Annotated in this window: 15 protein-coding genes and 2 pseudogenes; 12 read left to right on the top strand and 5 right to left on the bottom strand. The window is 41.2% G+C overall.

Features of this window, described 5'->3' with window-relative positions; genetic code table 11:
• Positions 1 to 107: 107 nt before the first annotated feature.
• The 4 genes from AX762_RS11220 (at position 108) to AX762_RS11205 (ending at position 4,272) form a co-directional block, all read left to right on the top strand.
• Positions 108 to 1,571: a catalase gene (locus tag AX762_RS11220; protein ID WP_071849221.1), complete on the top strand. Its 1,464-nt coding sequence runs from the start codon at positions 108 to 110 to the stop codon at positions 1,569 to 1,571.
• A gap of 168 nt (positions 1,572 to 1,739) precedes the next feature.
• Positions 1,740 to 2,441 carry a glycerophosphodiester phosphodiesterase family protein gene (locus AX762_RS11215; RefSeq protein ID WP_177244101.1) on the top strand — a complete coding sequence of 234 codons (702 nt, stop codon included), beginning with the start codon at positions 1,740 to 1,742 and terminating at the stop codon, positions 2,439 to 2,441.
• A 271-nt stretch (positions 2,442 to 2,712) separates the two neighbouring features.
• Positions 2,713 to 2,991, top strand: a complete 279-nt coding sequence (locus tag AX762_RS11210; RefSeq protein ID WP_218162510.1) for a cupin domain-containing protein — start codon at positions 2,713 to 2,715, stop codon at positions 2,989 to 2,991.
• 327 nt (positions 2,992 to 3,318) lie between these two features.
• Entirely contained in the window at positions 3,319 to 4,272 is a 954-nt protein-coding gene (locus tag AX762_RS11205) for a DNA/RNA non-specific endonuclease (RefSeq protein WP_071849218.1), read from the top strand.
• A 346-nt stretch (positions 4,273 to 4,618) separates the two neighbouring features.
• Here AX762_RS11205 and guaA read toward each other — a convergent pair whose 3' ends face one another.
• The 4 genes from guaA to AX762_RS11185 form a co-directional block, all read right to left on the bottom strand.
• Complete coding sequence (gene guaA / locus AX762_RS11200) at positions 4,619 to 6,175, bottom strand: glutamine-hydrolyzing GMP synthase (protein ID WP_071849217.1); 1,557 nt, start codon at positions 6,173 to 6,175, stop codon at positions 4,619 to 4,621.
• A gap of 34 nt (positions 6,176 to 6,209) precedes the next feature.
• Positions 6,210 to 7,691 (bottom strand): IMP dehydrogenase, encoded by a 1,482-nt coding sequence (gene guaB / locus AX762_RS11195; RefSeq protein WP_071849216.1) that lies wholly within the window; start codon positions 7,689 to 7,691, stop codon positions 6,210 to 6,212.
• 750 nt (positions 7,692 to 8,441) lie between these two features.
• Positions 8,442 to 9,962, bottom strand: a complete 1,521-nt coding sequence (locus tag AX762_RS11190) for an ABC transporter permease/substrate-binding protein (RefSeq protein ID WP_071849215.1) — start codon at positions 9,960 to 9,962, stop codon at positions 8,442 to 8,444.
• Positions 9,959 to 10,924 (bottom strand): ABC transporter ATP-binding protein, encoded by a 966-nt coding sequence (locus AX762_RS11185; RefSeq protein WP_071849214.1) that lies wholly within the window; start codon positions 10,922 to 10,924, stop codon positions 9,959 to 9,961. Before AX762_RS11185 ends, AX762_RS11190 begins: the two co-directional genes overlap by 4 nt.
• A 135-nt stretch (positions 10,925 to 11,059) precedes the next feature.
• Between AX762_RS11185 and AX762_RS11180 the strand changes: the two genes are divergently transcribed.
• From AX762_RS11180 to AX762_RS13475, 8 genes and pseudogenes are all read left to right on the top strand, one after another.
• Entirely contained in the window at positions 11,060 to 11,533 is a 474-nt protein-coding gene (locus AX762_RS11180) for a GNAT family N-acetyltransferase (RefSeq protein WP_071849213.1), read from the top strand.
• 130 nt (positions 11,534 to 11,663) lie between these two features.
• Complete coding sequence (locus AX762_RS12865; protein WP_177244100.1) at positions 11,664 to 11,834, top strand: hypothetical protein; 171 nt, start codon at positions 11,664 to 11,666, stop codon at positions 11,832 to 11,834.
• A gap of 132 nt (positions 11,835 to 11,966) precedes the next feature.
• Complete coding sequence (gene arsD / locus AX762_RS11175; protein WP_071849212.1) at positions 11,967 to 12,359, top strand: arsenite efflux transporter metallochaperone ArsD; 393 nt, start codon at positions 11,967 to 11,969, stop codon at positions 12,357 to 12,359.
• 20 nt (positions 12,360 to 12,379) lie between these two features.
• Positions 12,380 to 13,919, top strand: a pseudogene (locus tag AX762_RS11170) (ArsA-related P-loop ATPase).
• Between the two features lie 305 nt (positions 13,920 to 14,224).
• On the top strand, positions 14,225 to 14,377 hold the full coding sequence (locus tag AX762_RS12860) for a hypothetical protein (protein ID WP_177244099.1): 153 nt from the start codon (positions 14,225 to 14,227) through the stop codon (positions 14,375 to 14,377).
• Positions 14,378 to 14,387: 10 nt separating this feature from the next.
• Positions 14,388 to 15,083 (top strand): hypothetical protein, encoded by a 696-nt coding sequence (locus tag AX762_RS11165; protein ID WP_071849211.1) that lies wholly within the window; start codon positions 14,388 to 14,390, stop codon positions 15,081 to 15,083.
• Positions 15,084 to 15,176: 93 nt separating this feature from the next.
• Complete coding sequence (locus AX762_RS11160) at positions 15,177 to 15,503, top strand: hypothetical protein (protein WP_071849210.1); 327 nt, start codon at positions 15,177 to 15,179, stop codon at positions 15,501 to 15,503.
• Between the two features lie 261 nt (positions 15,504 to 15,764).
• Positions 15,765 to 15,857 (top strand): annotated as a pseudogene (locus AX762_RS13475) (hypothetical protein); the annotation flags it as partial.
• A 145-nt stretch (positions 15,858 to 16,002) separates the two neighbouring features.
• On the opposite strand, the gene AX762_RS11155 reads toward AX762_RS13475, so the two are convergent.
• The gene (locus AX762_RS11155) at positions 16,003 to 18,270 is read right to left on the bottom strand and encodes a S8 family peptidase (RefSeq protein WP_071849209.1); all 2,268 of its coding nucleotides are present in this window, start codon (positions 18,268 to 18,270) and stop codon (positions 16,003 to 16,005) included.
• Positions 18,271 to 18,434 lie beyond the last annotated feature (164 nt).

The raw sequence follows: 18,434 nt of genomic DNA, 5'->3' as shown, positions 1-18,434 counted from the left end.
AAGGTTTAAAAATAATAATGTTGTGAGCTTTGCGCATTGCTGTTGCATTTTTTAGATTATATCTATTATAATATGAATGTTACTAAGAAGTAAGGAGAGATACATAGATGATTGAACATAACAGTAAATTGACGACGTCTACAGGAGCGCCTGTCGGAGATAATCAGAATTCCATTACTGCAGGACAACATGGACCGACACTGCTTCAGGACGTCCATTTAATTGAAAAGCTTGCGCATTTTAACCGTGAACGTGTACCCGAACGTGTTGTCCATGCGAAAGGCGCCGGGGCTCACGGGCATTTCACTGTCACGAATCCCGATATTGCCAACTATACAAAGGCCGATTTCTTATCAGCAGAAGGTAAGGAAACGCCCATGTTTATCCGACTTTCTACTGTCGCAGGCGAATTAGGCTCAGCTGATACGGTCAGAGATCCCAGAGGCTTTTCTGTCAAATTTTATACCGATGAAGGCAATTATGATCTTGTTGGAAATAATACACCTGTTTTCTTTATCCGTGATGCGATCAAGTTTCCAGATTTCATTCACACTCAAAAACGTAACCCTCAAACCAATTTGAAAGATGCCAACATGGTCTGGGATTTCTGGTCTTTATCACCTGAATCCTTGCACCAGATCACTATTCTGCATTCTGACCGCGGGATTCCTGCAACGCTTCGCCACATGCAGGGATACGGTAGTCATACCTTTAAATGGGTAAACAAAGACGGCGACTCATGCTGGGTGAAATATCACTTCAGAACGGATCAGGGGGTTAAAAATATGGATCCTGAGGTCGCTGGAAAAATTGCCGGTGAACACCCTGATTACCATGCAGAAGATTTGTTTAATGCGATTGAGGAAGGCGACTTCCCATCGTGGACGCTGAAAGTACAGATCATGCCGGAAGAAGATGCGTTGCAGTATGCGTATGACCCGTTTGATATTACCAAAGTCTGGTCTCACAAAGATTACCCACTTATTGAAGTAGGGAAAATGGTCTTGAATCGCAACTCTGAAAATTACTTTGCGGAAGTTGAACAGTCGGCCTTCTCACCTGGGAACTTTGTGCCGGGCGTGGAAGCTTCACCGGATAAAATGCTACAAGGCCGTTTGTTTGCCTACTCAGATGCGCATCGTTACCGTATTGGTGCCAACTATAACCAGTTGCCGATCAATTCACCTAAAGTTGAAGTGAAAAACCATCAGCGCGGTGGAACGATGTCTTACAGTAATGGTGGAAGTGCCGTCAACTATGAACCGAACAGCTATGACGATTTGAAAGAATCGAAAGAAGATAAGACTAAACCTTTCAAAGTCTCGGGTGAAGCGGATAGTGTCTCATATGACAATGACGACCATTTCTCTCAACCGCGTCAATTGATAGAAGAAGTGATGAGTGTCGACGAGCGTCAACGACTATACAAAAACTTTGCCGATCATTTAAGCGGCGTGAGAGACGAACGCATCGTTGAACGTCAGCTGAGATTGTTCCATCAAGTCACGCCGGAACTGGCTGAAGTTGTAGCGAAGCATTTAGAAGTGAAAAACCCAGCTACTGCGAAATAATTAATTAAACCGAGAATCTCTCTTCGATTATGAAGGGAGCTCTCGTTTTTTTTTGCGAGCAAATGAGAAGTTGATTATATAGCACCGAACGAGAAAAAAAGATAAAATAAAAAAGAGGAACATGAACGGGACAATCGATTTAATGAAAGCGGAGAGGACGTGTGTGTCTTGAGACGGTTGAATATCGCGCACAGAGGGTTTAGTGGACAGTATCCGGAGAACACACTGCTTGCTTTCGAGCGAGCGTATGAGGCAGGTGCTGATGGTGTAGAGCTGGATGTTCAGTTGACTAAAGACAAAGAAGTAGTCATCTTTCATGATGACACAATCGACAGGATGACAGGTGGAACGGGAAAGTTAAACGACTACACGTTAATTGATCTCGAATCATACCCCATTACGCATCCATTGCAAGAAAACCTAAAACAGCAATTCATTCCGACACTCTCAGACTATCTGATTTGGGCTGCAGACAAACCCATTATAACGAATATAGAATTGAAAAGTGAAGGAGAAGAAGATAACGAACTAGAACGGAAAGTGGCAGAAGTCCTTCGAAGATTTAATACAGAAAGAACTATAATCATCTCTTCTTTTCATAAAAAAAGTATCGCGCGCATCAAACAACTCATGCCCAAGGTGAAAATAGGGCTGATCCTTTCTGAGTGTGATGAACCGACAATACAAATGGCAAAAGATCTGGATGCAGAGTTTATTCATTTAAAAGCGAGCAGTCTGAATGCCCAAATTATTCAGTTAGCAAACGAGTACGGAATGGGTATCAACGTTTGGACTGTAAATGAAAGTGAAGATTTAAAAAAGATAAATAACCTAGACATAGAAGGTATCATTACAGATTATCCTGATTGATTGAAAACAATTCAGTTTAATCGGTAAAAGTATCAAGTATCAAAAAAGGCATCATTCTTACTTTTAAGAATGGTGTCTTTTATGCGTACTAAAAAATACACGTATAGAAGAACTTTTCAAAATAGATAGTAAATCTATTTTGATTCGACAAATACTATCTGGTCAAGCTATAATGGGGGCTACATTAACGTCTTGCACTAAAGTGAAAAAGGTACCTAGAATGAACACGATCCAGATTTAAATATTTTTGTATATGAAATGGGGAAAAGATATGAACCGTAAAGTATTGGATTATGATAGCAATATAATGCTAGTAGAAATCGAGTTAAAAAAAGATGAAGTGGGGGAAATGCATTCCCATGAACCCGTACAGTTCACATATGTTTTGGAAGGTAAATTTGAGTTTGTTAAAAATAAAGAAAAAATAGTTGTCTCAAAAGGAGATACACTGTATTTCGAATCCGGAGTTGAACACGGGGTTCTTTGCTTAGAAGATGGTAAATTACTTGATGTGTTTAATCCCATTAGAGAAGACCTTCTGGAAGGTTAAGAGAGCAGATGAGCATTCATCACTCGATGATATCGTCTGACGGATACTCATTTATCATAGTCGATATTTTAAACAATGACACGACCACTTCTCATTTAAGAAGTGGTCGTTTTTATTTTAACCAAGCCGTTTCATCCTTGGACCTTTAAATAATCAATCAATTTTTCAAAAATACTGATGAAATACAGATGGGTTTTTAATTAAGTAGACACATGCCACTTAGCGTTTTTGAAATATATTATTAACCTGTTATGATGAACAAGGAAGAAACTTATCATAGCGCACTAGCAAAAGTACAATGAGATAGAAAAAAGGGAAGGTGTTTTGATGTTACATAAACAACTAGTGGTAGGTATGATAAGTACCACCTTACTGTTGGCTGCATGTGAGCCGGTGGATGAGGCCATAGAAACAGATGAGACAGGCACAGAAGAAAAAGAAACGAATGGAGCCTTAACCACAGATGACAGTCAAACAGAAGAAGTAGAATCAGACGAAATCGCACCGAAAGAAGAAGTAGTCATAAACGAGGTAAACTCGGATGAAGAGGTTTCCAGCGATGAGTCGACTGACTTAGTGGCTGAAGAGGATGCGGTCTATGAAGTACAGGAAAAGACAGCAGATATAGAAGAAACGGAAGCGGAAACAGTTTACGAAGACGCTGAACTGGTCTACGATATCGATGCGTTAGAGCTGCCTAATCCGGAAGATTTACCATTGGATAAGGTGTATATCGAAGTGAATGATAATATTCCGTTGTTCACAAATGAAGAATTGGAAGTCAGCGAACCGTTTGAATCCTATGAAGCCAAGGATGATCTAGGGCGCGTCGGTGTTGCGGAAGCATTACTGGATGTTGAATTAATGCCAGCAGAACAACGTGGATCGATCGGTCACATTGAGCCTACTGGGTGGAACCAGGGGAATTATGACATCGTCTCAGGGAATTGGCTATATAATCGCAGCCATCTTATTGGACATCAAATGACTGGGTACGACGGGCGTGACAATCTTATGACCGGGACACGTCAATTCAACGTCGAAGGCATGTTGCCTTTTGAGAACTTCGTCGCTGGTGTCGTAGAGGATAGCGAAATGCAAGTTCGTTACCGTATCACACCGCTTTTTGAAGAAGACAATCTGCTCTCGCACGGTATTTTGATGGAAGGCTTTTCCGTTGATGATAATGGCGAAACGCTGACCTTTAATGTGTTCGTCCCGAACCAGCAGGACGGCATCGAACTGGACTATGAAACAGGAGACCATGAATTAGTTGAATAATTTGATACTCAAAAAAGCAAAGTGTAGAGTTTTCGTTTATCTTCGTTAATTTAAACGAGTCAGCCTTTATTTCTGTACCTCCTTGAATATAAATAAGTATAACAACATATTGATATATATTTATAGTGCAGCATAATTATGAAGATATTATCAGACTGCCATTTTAGTTATTTTTTGTATATACTAAAGTAGAACGTTTACATAGGATATAAATGGAATAATTTCTTTTAAGAAAACAAAAATTCGATTATTCCTGTTAATAATCTTATTGTAAGGTATTACTTATGGAATAAAAAAAAGAGCTAGAAACCCTTTGATTAAAAAGGATTTCTAGCTCTTATTTGTTTTATTCCCACTCAACTGTGGAAGGTGGCTTGCTCGTTATGTCATACACGATACGGTTGACGTGTTTCACTTCGTTTACGATTCGAACGGATATCTTCTGCAGAACGTCCCATGGGATGCGGGCGAAATCTGCGGTCATGCCGTCAACAGAGGTGATGGCTCGAACGCCGACTGTATAGTCATAAGTACGACTGTCACCCATGACACCGACACTCTTGAAGCCAGGTAAGACCGTGAAGTATTGCCAGATGTCGCGGTCCAAGCCGGCTTTTTTAATTTCGTCGCGTAAAATGGCGTCACTTTCTCTGACGATTTCCAGTTTTTCTTCTGTGATTTCTCCAATCACACGAATACCTAAACCGGGTCCCGGGAAAGGCTGGCGCCACACGAGTGATCCAGGCATGTCGAGTTCCAGTCCCAGTTTGCGGACTTCATCTTTAAATAAGGTGTTCAAGGGTTCGATCAGTTTAAAGGCCATGTCATCAGGCAATCCGCCAACGTTATGGTGGGATTTGATGGTTTCAGCCGTGGCTGTCCCACTTTCGATGACATCGGTGTAAAGCGTTCCTTGTGCCAGGAAGTCGATGCCGTCCAGTTTGGTCGCTTCATCATTGAAAACATAAATGAATTCATTCCCGATGACTTTACGTTTTTGTTCCGGATCGGATACGCCTTCCAGTTTACTTAAGAACCGTTCTTTGGCATCGACGCGAATGATCTTCAAGCCAAATTTGCCTTCCAAACTATCCATGACCTGATCACCTTCGTTTTTGCGGAGTAGACCGTGATCAACAAAGATACAGGTCAGCTGGTCACCGATGGCTTTATTTAATAAAACAGCTACGACACTTGAATCGACGCCGCCGGACAGGCCGAGCAGTACTTTGCTATCGCCGACTAGTTCTCTGATTTTTTCAACTTCCATATCAATAAAGTTCTGCATGGTCCAGTTGCCTGTACATTCACAGACATTGAACGCAAAGTTGCGCAAGAGTTCATTGCCGTGTTCAGTATGACCGACTTCAGGATGGAACTGAACACCATGGAAGTTCTTGCCGGCGTGCTGGATGGCACTGATGGGACAATGTTCATTCGCTGCGGTTACTGTGAAACCTTCTGGGGGAGAGGTCACGTAATCGCCGTGACTCATCCAGACGTTCTCAGTTTCTTCCAGTGAAGTGAAGAGGTCAGCCGTTCGGTCTTTTATACTGATTTCAGCTTTTCCGTATTCACGATTTTGACTTGGACGGACTTCACCGCCAAGCAGATACGACATCAGTTGCATGCCGTAACAAATACCTAAAATCGGGATACCCAGCTCAAAGATTTTAGGGTCAACGGAGAAAGCATTCTCGTCGTACACGCTCATCGGTCCACCGGAAAAGATGATACCTTTGACGTTCATGTTTTTCAGTTCTTCTGCGGTCGTCGTGTGAGGAAGCAGCTCGGAATACACGCCAAACTCTCTTATACGGCGTGTAATCAACTGGTTGTACTGGCTCCCAAAATCTAATACGACTAATTTTTCTAATGTTGTTGTATCAATTATTGAACTCACTCGGTTCACACCTATCTCGATAGATTTATAGTCATTAACGGATTGAATAGTTTGGTGCTTCTTTGGTAATTTGAACATCATGCGGGTGAGATTCACGTAAACCTGCACCGCTCATTTGGACAAATTGTGTTTCTTCACGCAAGGCGTGGATGTTTTTTGCGCCGACATAACCCATGCCAGAACGCAAGCCACCAACCATTTGGAACATGACTTCTTCCAGGCTTCCTTTGTACTCGATGCGGCCTTCAATGCCTTCTGGAACCAGTTTATTCGCTTCATTGACTGAGCCCTGGAAGTAACGATCACTCGAGCCTTGTTTCATTGCGGCTAAGCTGCCCATACCACGGTAGGTTTTAAAGCGTCGTCCTTGGAACAGTTCGAATTCACCAGGTGATTCATCGGTTCCGGCGAGCAAGCTTCCCAGCATGACGGCATGTCCGCCTGCAGCTAATGCTTTAACGACGTCTCCGGAGTATTTGATGCCACCATCTGCGATAATGGGTTTATTGAATTCTTTTGCGACGGTTGCGGCATCGTAAATGGCCGTGATTTGAGGAACGCCGACACCGGCGACCACACGTGTTGTACAAATGGATCCGGGACCAATACCGACTTTGACGACGTCCACACCTGTTTCAAATAAAGCTCTTGTGCCTTCACCGGTTGCGACGTTTCCAGCGATCAGGGCAACGTCAGGAAAGGCCTCACGTAATTCTTTGACTTTGCGGATAACGCCGGCACTGTGTCCGTGAGCGGTGTCGATGACGATCGCATCTACGCCAGCATCGATCAAAGCTTGAGCGCGTTCGAATGAATCACTGGTGACACCGATTGCGGCACCAACCAGTAAACGACCGTGGCTATCTTTTGCCGCATGCGGGAATTGCACGACTTTTTCAATATCTTTAATGGTGATCAAACCACTCAATCGGCCATCCTTATCGACGAGCGGTAATTTTTCTATTTTATGTTTTTGAAGAATTTTTTCGGCTTCTTCCAATGAAGTACCAACTGGAGCGGTGACCAGTTCGTCTTTGGTCATCTCTGTGCTGATTTTTTGAGCATAATCGGTTAAAAAACGCAGGTCGCGGTTGGTTAAGATACCGACGAGTATGCGGTCTTCCATTGTATTGACCAGAGGGACGCCGCTGATACGGTAACGGGACATCAACTCTTCGGCATCGGAGATCAAATGATCGGGTGTTAAATAAAAGGGATCAATGATGACGCCATTTTCGGAACGCTTCACTTTACGTACTTCCATTGCCTGATTTTCGATAGACATGTTTTTATGGATAATACCCAATCCGCCCTGACGAGCCATCGCGATAGCCATACGTGAATCGGTAACGGTATCCATGCTGGCACTCAAAACTGGGATTGACAAGCGAACTTTATCTGTCAGTTGGATACTTAAGTCCACATCATTAGGCAGGACATGACTTTCTTGTGGCATTAATAAAACATCGTCGAAAGTTAATCCTTTTTTAGCAAATTTTGTTTCCCATTGTGTCATGATTTAATATCCTCCTTAGAATGTAGGTGTTTAGGGCTAATAATTTTAAGGATTAGTGTATCAAAGCTAAGTCTGAGAATCAAACGGTATTTTTGTTTTTTTTCATTATGAGACGATTATAATAATGAGGCGAGGGGCAATTGATTTGTCAAGATCGCGCAAATGCATTCAAGTCAGTCTGTAAAATGGAACAGTGAAATGTCTGGATTATTGACAGGGAATAAAATCTAATCAAATTTTAATGATTGTTTCAAAGTTATTTACGTTTAATGTTCAGTTTTAATAATGAAAAGACGAATGTTCACCTGTAACAGCCGGATATATCGGTCTAAACACGAACGTTACTGGCAAGGAAAAGGTGTGAATTGGAAATCAAGGATGTTAATATAGAACTATTTAAAAGACTTTTTTTGTCTCTCTATTTGTAGTTTGTTCATTCCTACACCGCCGGAACTTTAAAATAAATGCCTTATGATGGAGTTTGAGTCTATTTGTCAAAGCTGAACTGTAAGTAAAGACCCTATGAGTGTAGTTGGGTTTTATTTGTATTAGCTGAACTGGAACTACGAGACCGTTAATTACAGTTCGAGCCTTTCGGTGGAGGCTGTACTATAATTAAATGTCAGTAGAAAACATTTCTATAATAAAAAGCAGTCCAAGACCTGAAGTACAGGCTGAACTGCTTTCACTTAACACAAACTATTCACTTAATTAACCGATTTATAGTTGGTTTCTTTTCTCATATTATCTTTAATCTTCGAGCAGTCCTTCTTCAATTAAAAAGTCTCGTGCCACATCTTCTGCTGGACGGTCTTCGAAATCGACTTGGTAATTCATTTCACGCATCTGATCATCATCGATTCGTCCGCTCAAAACAGATAACACCTCTTCAATTTCAGGATATTCTTCTGTCAATTCCGTCATCATCAAAGGTGCACCCTGATAAGGCGGGAACAATTCCTGATCATCTTCCAGCACGACCAAGTCATACTCGGCGATTTGACTGTCTGTACTGTATACATCAATAAGGTTGACGTCTTCACTTTCAATTGCGTCATACCTCAGTGGTGCTTCCATTGTAATAAAATTTCCGAATGAGAAGCCGTACATGTTCTGGATGCCTGGATAGCCATCTTGCCGGTCACTAAATTCGATAGTAAATCCGGCATTGACTAAGTTGGATACCGGAGCCAAATCAGAAATTGTTTCAATACCGTGTTCTTCCGCAAATTCTGACGTTGTTGCTAGGGCATACGTGTTATTGAATGCCATCGGTTCAAGCAACGACATGTCGTGTGTTTCCTGGAGCCGGTCTCTAGCGTCTTCATAGACGGCCTCTTTAGAAGTTCCCGGTTCAGGTATTTCATCAAAAAAGTTGGTTAGAACGGTACCTGTAAACTCAGTGTAAATATCAATTTCTCCTGAGCGTAAGGCGTTGAAGATAAAGGTCGTTTTACCAAAGTTCGGTTCCACTACGGCGGTTAAATCTGTTTCCTGTTCGATCAAGAGTTTATAGACGTTCATCAAAATCTCCGGTTCGGAGCCTAATTTACCGGCAATGACTAGATCATCATCATCCGCGGTGAACAGTGGAAGAATGAGTAATCCACCGATAATGACTATGGCTGAACTAAGAACGATAACCGTTTTTCTGAACGAAGTATGCTGTAAATAGCTCAGCAATCGGTCAAAAAGGATGGCCAGTAAGGCTGCTGGGACAGCACCCAAAATAATTAAGTAGTTGTTGCCTCTATCAATACCCAACAGAATCAGACTTCCCAAACCACCTGCACCAATCAGAGCGGCAACGGTGGCTGTTCCGATAATTAAAACGGTCGCGGTCCGAATACCGGCCATAATGACGGGTAACGCCAGAGGTAATTGAACTTTTCTCAATTTTCTGGAACGATCCATCCCCATGGCATCGGCAGCTTCGTTGAGTGAGGGGTCGATGCCTGTTAAACCGGTATACGTATTTCGTAAGATAGGCAGTAAGGCATAAATCGTTAAAGCAATGATTGCCGGTACTGAGCCGATACCTACAAAGGGAATGAGCAGTCCTAAAATAGCCAGGGAAGGAATCGTCTGGAAAATAGCGGTAACTTGAATGATTGGTTCAGCGATTTTTTTGTGATTCATTAAAAAGATACCCAAAGGCACAGCGATTAACACTGCGACCAACAGAGAAATGAAAGACAATTGCATATGTTCAATAAGTGCTGTCCATACATCTTGCTGGCGCTGCTGGAATGTTTCTATAAGTGCACTCATGCTTTCTCCTCCTGCTCTTTAGCATCTATATCGTCTGCAAAGTAATGAATCAGTTGCTCTCTGGATATATATAAAGGCTCTTTATCAGTAATCACTTTCAATGTATTCACGCGAGCTAATGCAAGAATTAAATCATCGAGTGAATCGCTCAGGTTAAGGGTCTCTTCAAAAAATGATTCGTCTTTGGTATAGAAGCCTTTTTCAATAAAAGTCTTAACCGTTTTTTCTCCATCATAATAAGGCAAGCCGGTGCGAAGAAACTCTTCAACGAAGTCGTTGGCTGGTTTTTTCAAAATTTCATCGGCCGTCCCCACTTGTTCTATTCTCCCTTGATTCATTACACAAATGCGGTCGCCTAACTGAATGGCTTCCTGCATATCATGAGTGACGAAAACCACTGTTTTTTTGAATTTTCGCTGTAGTTTCATGACATCTTGTTGAAGACTGTTGCGGGTTATAGGGTCCAACGCGCTAAAGGGTTCATCCATCAATATAATATCTGGATCAGCCGCAAGGGCTCTAAGTACGCCGATACGCTGTTGCTCACCACCAGATAGTTCGGACGTTTTTCTGCCTCGATACTTCTCCGGATCTAAATCGACACTCTCAAGTAATTCAGTCACACGGTTGTGCATGTCTTCTTTAGACCACTTCTTCATCTCTGGAACAATCGTGATGTTTTCTTCCACCGTCATGTTTGGGAATAGAGCAATCTGCTGTAAGACATAACCGATATTCCATCTCAATTCCTGGATATCGTATTCGCTTATTTTTTTCTCTTCTATAAATAAAGTGCCTTCTGATAATTTGATTAATTTATTGATCATTTTTAAAGTGGTTGTTTTACCGCTCCCACTTGGACCAATCAAGACAAAAAATTCGCCTTTATTGATTACTAAATTGAAATCAGAAACCACTGCTGTATCATTATAACGTTTGGTTATATTTTCAAAGCGTATCATTGCAAACCCTCCTCATTTTTCATCCATTGAGTATAACAAACTGTATGTATATTTCTATAATAATACGCTCAGGAATTATTGCAGAGTTCATTTAGAAAAGGTATACTCGCATATAAGAAAAGGGGGAGAGAGTCTATGGTTAAAATGCGATCGATTGAAGAAAAAGATAATCAAGTGGTGGGAGAAATTGTACAAGCTTCTTTAAAAAGCCGAGGATTGAATTTACCGGGGACCGCTTATTTTGATCCGTATTTATTTTCTTTGTACGACTACTATCAAGAACTTAAGCGATCTTACTGGGTACTGGAAAAAGATGGACGAGTGATCGGTGGGTGTGGGATCGGTCCGTTTGGAGAAAGTGAAACAGTTGGGGAGCTGCAGAAACTCTACATTCGTGATGAAGAACAAGGAAGCGGCTATGCTCATTTATTGATGGGAAAAGCTCTCGATTTTGCAGAAGAGCATTATAAATCGTGTTACATCGACACCTTTGCCTCTTTAAAAGAAGCGAACAAGCTTTACGAAAAATATGGCTTCAAAAAGTTGAATGCTCCGATTAAGGGCTCGGAACATAACGCCTGTGACACCTGGTTTTATAAAGAGTTTTAGTAGGTAAAGTGGCCTCGTTCAAACAGGTTTTTTTTTGAGTATACCGAATGAGTGCTTCGTTTCAGAACATACTCGTCCAAAGACGAGTATGACTACTTTAAATGTCATTAAGTTTGAGAGGAGGGGAAATATGAGTCCCCTATTTTATTTACTACCGTTACTTAGTTTCATTTTTGCGATTTCGATTATTGTTCTATTAGTGTATGCTCTGATATCTATAGTTAAATCAAGCCAGTCACAGGCCGAGTCGTTAAGAGAAATAGAAATAACTTTAAAAAGAGTGTCTGACATGGATAAATAATCGACGTACCTAAAAAAGAGAATCCATACAAGATTCTCTTGAAATCACTTGATTAAGTGTAAATAAGGTTCTACACTAAACATAGACAACTTTCTATATACAAAAAACACAAAGATAAAAGGAGAAAATCAGATGATTAAATTAGAAATATTTGAACCGGCATTATGCTGCAGTACGGGGGTTTGCGGTCCATCCGCGAATGACGACTTGATGATGATCACTTCATTAGTAACTACAGTGAACACAATTGACGGCTATGAAGCAGTGAGGTACAACTTGTCCGGTGATACACAAGCGTTCGTAAATAATGAAAACGTAACGGCCATCCTTCAAGAAAAGCAGTCTGAAGCATTACCGATTACACTGGTCAATGGTGAAGTGAAGAAGACAGGCGAATATCCTACCTTAGAAGAAATTTCGGATTATATGGAAGTGAAATTTGTCATGGCAGGATCATCAGACAAAGAATGCTGTGGAGGATCCAATGAAGACTGTTGCGGCGGTTCGGATTCAGGTTGCTGTTAATTAGAAAGGACTTATAATAAATGGAAACATATTTACCAAATGCAGATAAATTAACCAAGTATTTATTCTTTACAGGAAAAGGCGGTGTCGGAAAGACATCCATCGCTTGTGCTACGGCAGTTTTATTGGCCGATAGCGAATATGGAAGAACAGTTGATGGGGTCGTGTACCGTTGAAATTGCTTCTTTCAATGAGTTCGCGGGTTTCTTAACTGATAAAGAGGTTTCTGAAAATTATGATTTTATACTATTTGATACGGCACCGACAGGTCACACACTGCGTATGCTGCAATTGCCTTCTGCCTGGAACGACTTTTTAGATGAGAATACCACAGGTGTTTCCTGCATGGGTCAACTGTCGGGACTCGGCGAAAAAAAACAAAGCTATAAACAGGCAATTGAAACGTTGGGAGACAGCACAAAAACAACGCTTATGTTGGTCACTCGTCCTCAAGAAGGTCCGCTGCTTGAAGCCGGTCGTGCATCGGAAGAACTGAACATACTAGGTGTTCAAAATCAGAAGCTTATCGTAAATGGTTTATTAAACTATCCAACAGATTCGGCTTCTCAAAAGTTAGTTGATGAGCAACAGAAAGCCTTGCGTCAAATGCCGGAAAACTTGAAAGGATTTCCAACTTGGAGTATTCCCTTACGTCCGTATGACATTACTGGAATTGAGAAATTGCGTAAGCTTTTGGAAGAAAATCAAGAAGCTCCTAATCTTTCGACAGTGGAAAAAACAGAGTTTCCGCGTTTAAATAAAGTGGTCGATGATCTGGTCAAATCCAACAAACGTGTCGTATTCACGATGGGTAAAGGTGGTGTTGGTAAAACCACGATAGCAGCAACGTTAGCGCTGGGCTTAGCTTCCAAAGGGAAAAAAGTGCATTTAGCTACGACGGATCCTGCTGCACATCTGGAACATGTTTTTGAAGAATCCAGTCAAATCAAAATGAGTCGAATCGATGAAAAGAAAGAACTGGCAGACTATCAGGAAGAAGTTCTTACAAACGCACGCAAAACGATGTCAGGTGACGACTTGGCCTATGTTGAAGAAGACTTGCGTTCTCCTTGTACCCAGGAAATAGCCGTGTTCAGAAGATTTGCAGAAATCGTGATGGATGACGATTGTGACGTTGTCGTGATCGATACGGCCCCAACAGGACATACGCTCTTGTTACCCGAATCCTCTCAGAGTTATGCGAAAGAGGTAGAGCGTAGCTCGGGCGAAGTACCTGAATCAATAAGAAAATTATTGCCTATGCTTCAAGACAGAGAGCAGACAGAAGTGATTATGGTGACATTACCGGAAAACACACCTGTTTATGAATCGCTAAGGTTGCAGGATGATTTGGACCGTGCCGGCATTGCTCATACATGGTGGGTCGTCAATCAAAGCATGCTCTCCAGCGGGACAACAAATGAAATCCTGCTTGCCCGCGCCCAAAGTGAAAAAGGTTGGATCGACAAAGTGGCAGAAGTATCCAACAATCATTTTGCGGTAGTGGAATGGAGCTCAGAGGAATTAAAAGGCAAAGCACTGACAACCATCTTGAACTAAGATGATTCTTGATAAAAAGAAATCTTGATGTGAATTTTTTAAAGTGAAACTTAACAAATAACCGTATCAGATCGATCAGTCGTTGTGTACTGAGTCGTCTGGTGCGGCTATTTTTATTATTTCCATGTGAACAATAAAGGTGAAGCTAAATATGAGTATAAAACTAATTTAAAATGACAAAAGCGCCTTTTTTTATTGCTTTTCTATGATAAACTAGTTGAACAGATAAATGATATATACATAGAAAGACGATAACACGACAAGATAAGTGATGAATGAAACCTTCAAGTTAATAGCCGGTCACTATGACGTGGGCAACCGTTTGGAGTATTAGAAAAGAATACGAACAGAACCTAGAATTATTTAACAACAGACCGGATCGGCCCGTCATTGAACTCAAAGCAGGTGATAAACGCTATCTGCCTATGGTTGAACGGCTCGATTCAGGAAAATATTAAGGAGAAAAAAATGTACTCATTTTGGATGAAAGCAGAACGGTTTTACACCTTTACAATGCCTTTAATCATTATTATTTTGCTCTTTCTCATTATTGCTTACGTTTTTGTTTATTCGTATGCAGATCCAAACAAGCCAATGCGCAAATATGTGACGAGGGGATACCTGGGACTCATTCTGGCCAGCATCCTTTATTTTGCTTGGGGACAGTCCACTTACAATCACTGGGTGGAACAAAATGAATATATCACGCCGGGGATCCGGTCGCATTCGTCAATTCTTGGGATTGAGACTTCTGAAGACCCAGCAATCGTCAAAGCCTATAGACGCTCCAATTCGCTGAAGGATAATTTACTGGAACTGGATATGTATGAGGCTGAAAAAGTAAGCATCCCATTTTCATACGCTTACGCAGGTTCACAAGAAGCAAATCACTACTTCACATACGGTGACGAGGATCAGTTCGTTTTCAAAATGCAGGGCGAAATAAACTGGACAGAAGAGGAACGAGAATTAGTCGGCTTTGCGTTTAGTTTAACCGACGAACGGTTTGAAGAAATCGGTTTTTATAATGAACCAGACACTATCTTTGATTCACTGTCACTGCCTGAGTCTGAACAAAGAGAATTGACGGATATAGATATTCACGATGCCGTTCCGATTACTGAAATGATCAGTGGATGGAATTTCGGGAGGCAGTTTTATTAAACAGTTAACAGAAGTAATTAATGCGATTTAACATTGTATTTTAGCTGGAAGCCTTGTAAAATAATAAGATAGCTTACTTTAAAGGAGATTATTATGAATATAGAAGTATTTACACAATTCCGCTTAGTCTTTGGACTTATTCTTGTTTTTCTAGGTTTGTTTTTGATTTTATCTGTTCTACCAAAAGGACATGATGCCATAGTGACTTTCTTTTCAGTCATAGCCGTATCTGTCACTCATGCGCTCATTGCGGTAGCTTTGATTGTGACTGAAAATATGTTCCTGGAAGATTTTTCTATGGAAGGTGATTCCATCACCTTTTACATGTTTTTGGCTATTTTAGCTCTCGCAGTTATCAATCCGATCGTATATAAAATGAGAAACAAACCGAAACGAAGAGGATCTTACTCATTTAGATAGCAAGCAGTATCAGCTTGAAAGGAGCTTAACTCATGTGAAAACATATGAGTTAAGCTCCTTTTTTGTATAGGCTTTGATAGCCGTTAAATTTATATGGAAAGTTACGTTTATCAACTGAAAAAAGGTGAAGCAATATAATGAATAATCAGGCTTTTTGTTGCCAACTCAGTGATTTTATATGCCGAGTTGGTGTTTGATGGTTTTTTAGTGTCCACCAAATGATTGACGTTCCACTATTAAGACTACCTCAACTATGACACGTTTGAAGCATTAGAAACGGATATAGAACGCTATGTGGCGTTCTATAATACGAAACGCGTCACACTCAAGATGGGATTAAAAATTCCAGCATAAGAAAAAAGCCATGCATGAAAGTAATCATACATGGCACAAACTATTTTGTTTATTTACCTGTCTACTTGACAGGGGGCAGTTCAAGTTGCGTCTAAGGCTTCATTTAAATCTGTTTTAGTTGTGATTATTTATTGAGACGTTGAGACTAATCTTTAGACTTGCCACTGAAGAAATATAAACCGCCAGTAACAGACATCAAAACAACGACGACGCTGCTCAATACAACGGGTAATCCTGATGATTCTTCTTCAGAAAATTCAGTTTCAATTTCTTCTACGACATCTGGTTCAGATTCTTCTGCTTCCTTCTCTTCATTTTCTTGAACTTCTTCTTCTTCTGCGACTTTTTCTTCTTTGGCTGTTGCAATGGCCGTTTCCAATTCCTCTGGATTAAACACAGCCAGTGTCCCTACTTCAGAAGTTACGCCAACGACGCCACCTTTTGTATAGGCATCTCCTAAAAGTTCCCAAGCTTCGTTGCTTTCATTCCACTGATATAAAGCATCTTGGTTATATTCGACATCAGGTGTGAAGAAGCGGTAAGTCATTTCAGACGGGAAGGTGGTCAGGCGTTCGCCTTCTTGTTCAATGCCAAAGGATAGAATTTTTCCTTTAGTTATCGCTCTAGCTTTCAGTTCTTGAGCAGTCGACTCAAAGGTGATCAAAGCATTACCTTCAGATAAATTGTCGATGGGAATAACCCATTCCAAATCGACTCGAGCAACCAAGAGTGTGACGTTTTTATCTTTCAAAATTTTGACTTGTTCGCGAGATAAACTGATACGTTCAATGTGACCAAGTGAGGAATCGAAAGATATAGCCAGCACCCCATTGTTAGGAACGGCTTCAATATCTTCTTGAGCTACTGTGGCCACGCCATTGGTTTCGGAAGGACGAATCCATATCGTACTGTGTTGTGCAGGATCGTCATTTTCTTCTATCTCATTTTCGTTATTAGAATAAAATTCTTCTTCAGAAAGTGTTTCTTCATCATTGTTATCAACGTTTTCGTTGGTGTTTTCGGAAGAACTATCGTCATCTTCGGTTTCAGCATCTTCAGTTTCGTCCTGCGGTTCATTTGTTTGTTCAGGATCTGTTTCTCCGTCTGCCGTTTCTTCAGAATCAGTTTCGGTGTTCTCGGCCTCTGAATCGGTATCTGCTGAGGTTTCATCATCATCGCTGACGTTTTCCGTTTCTTCTTCATCCTCTTCGGGTTCTTCAACAGTATCGTCTTCAGGATCCGTTTCTTCTGGTTGGTTTTCTCCAAATTGAACCAGTCCGTGGCCGTATAAGACGTCATGGCCAGGATCGCCCAAATCGAGCGCTTGTTCGATCAGACGCTGACGAATAGCATCAGGGCTTTCTGAAGGGTGTTTCTCCATCAGAAGTGCCGCAATGCCCGCGACATGAGGGGCAGCCTGAGATGTCCCTGACATAGTCGAATAAGCGCCGTCGGGACTTAAACTTAGTATGTTTTGACCGGGGGCGGCCAATTCATTTTCAGGACCAACCATGGAATCACTGACACGTGCTTGTCGTTGGTTCACTCCTGATACTGCAATTACTTCTTCGTGTACTGCTGGATAATCAATGGCGCCGTTATCGTCGGTTATGTTGCCACTGGCAGCGAAAATCAAGATACCCTGATCATATGCCGCTTGAATCGTATCGTGTACCTCCTGATTATGATCCGGATAGCCAGAACTGATAACGATAATATCACTATCATTTTGAATGGCCCAATTGAGACCGGTAAGCAAGTTTCCTACTCGTGTTTTATCGCCATTAGATTCGTGGTAAATTTTAACTCCGTATATATCTGCATCGGTTGCTATTCCTTGTGCGCGCGTACCTTGGTGGGCACCTAAGATGCCTGCAACATGGGTGCCGTGTCCAGAATGATCGTTCGTCCAGACGTCTGGACCCAGTTCATCATCTTCAGCAAATATGCTATGTCCACCTGCATAGGTGATGTCAGGGTGCTGGTGAAAACCGGTATCCAAAATAGCGATATTAACATTTTCCCCCGTATAACCTTGTTCCCAAGCGTCGAAAGTGCCGATCATCGTTTGATTCCAGTCATCATCGGAGACTTCGTAAGGGGACTGTGATGTTGAGACTTCCTGATCATACGTTATCCGTCGGGTGTTTTCTTCTAAACTTAATCCTCTTATGGCCGAAGCAGGTACAGACATGGTTTGAATGGGCAAGATATCCATTGTATGTACGTTTTTAAAGCGTGAGTCCAAGGATTTTTCCTCAGGGACACTCTCTTTGTAGCGGATGATGATATCGACATACTCATCACCATAGTCGCTGTCTTGAGCAATGACTTGACCAACCGGTAAGATGATAGATAAGAGGAACATAAAAATGATTCCTACTACCCCTCTTTTTATTTGCTTCTTATTCAATCAATTCTTCTCCTTTGTCTTTCTTAAGAATGATGGGTTTTAAGCATTCATCTGATTTGATTTAATTTAATTTAATTTAATTCAGTAATTTTGTATAAATATTTAGCAACATTAATAACATATTATCACAAGATGAATGGACTACTGTTGTCAAAAGCCTCGTA

This window comes from Alkalibacterium sp. 20 (genome assembly GCF_001885615.1).
Lineage (GTDB): Bacteria > Bacillota > Bacilli > Lactobacillales > Carnobacteriaceae_A > Alkalibacterium.
The sequence above is the reverse complement of the archived record's forward strand: the minus strand, read 5'-3'. Positions and strand labels throughout refer to the sequence as shown.

Coding starts and splice junctions, on each gene's coding strand:
- AX762_RS11190 (WP_071849215.1), bottom strand. CDS start 9,962: ATGAGTGCACTTATAGAAACATTCCAGCAGCGCCAGCAAGATGTATGG.
- AX762_RS11210 (WP_218162510.1), top strand. CDS start 2,713: ATGAACCGTAAAGTATTGGATTATGATAGCAATATAATGCTAGTAGAA.
- AX762_RS11220 (WP_071849221.1), top strand. CDS start 108: ATGATTGAACATAACAGTAAATTGACGACGTCTACAGGAGCGCCTGTC.
- guaB (WP_071849216.1), bottom strand. CDS start 7,691: ATGACACAATGGGAAACAAAATTTGCTAAAAAAGGATTAACTTTCGAC.
- AX762_RS11180 (WP_071849213.1), top strand. CDS start 11,060: ATGGTTAAAATGCGATCGATTGAAGAAAAAGATAATCAAGTGGTGGGA.
- AX762_RS12860 (WP_177244099.1), top strand. CDS start 14,225: ATGACGTGGGCAACCGTTTGGAGTATTAGAAAAGAATACGAACAGAAC.
- AX762_RS12865 (WP_177244100.1), top strand. CDS start 11,664: ATGAGTCCCCTATTTTATTTACTACCGTTACTTAGTTTCATTTTTGCG.
- AX762_RS11185 (WP_071849214.1), bottom strand. CDS start 10,924: ATGATACGCTTTGAAAATATAACCAAACGTTATAATGATACAGCAGTG.
- AX762_RS11205 (WP_071849218.1), top strand. CDS start 3,319: ATGTTACATAAACAACTAGTGGTAGGTATGATAAGTACCACCTTACTG.
- arsD (WP_071849212.1), top strand. CDS start 11,967: ATGATTAAATTAGAAATATTTGAACCGGCATTATGCTGCAGTACGGGG.
- AX762_RS11160 (WP_071849210.1), top strand. CDS start 15,177: ATGAATATAGAAGTATTTACACAATTCCGCTTAGTCTTTGGACTTATT.
- AX762_RS11165 (WP_071849211.1), top strand. CDS start 14,388: ATGTACTCATTTTGGATGAAAGCAGAACGGTTTTACACCTTTACAATG.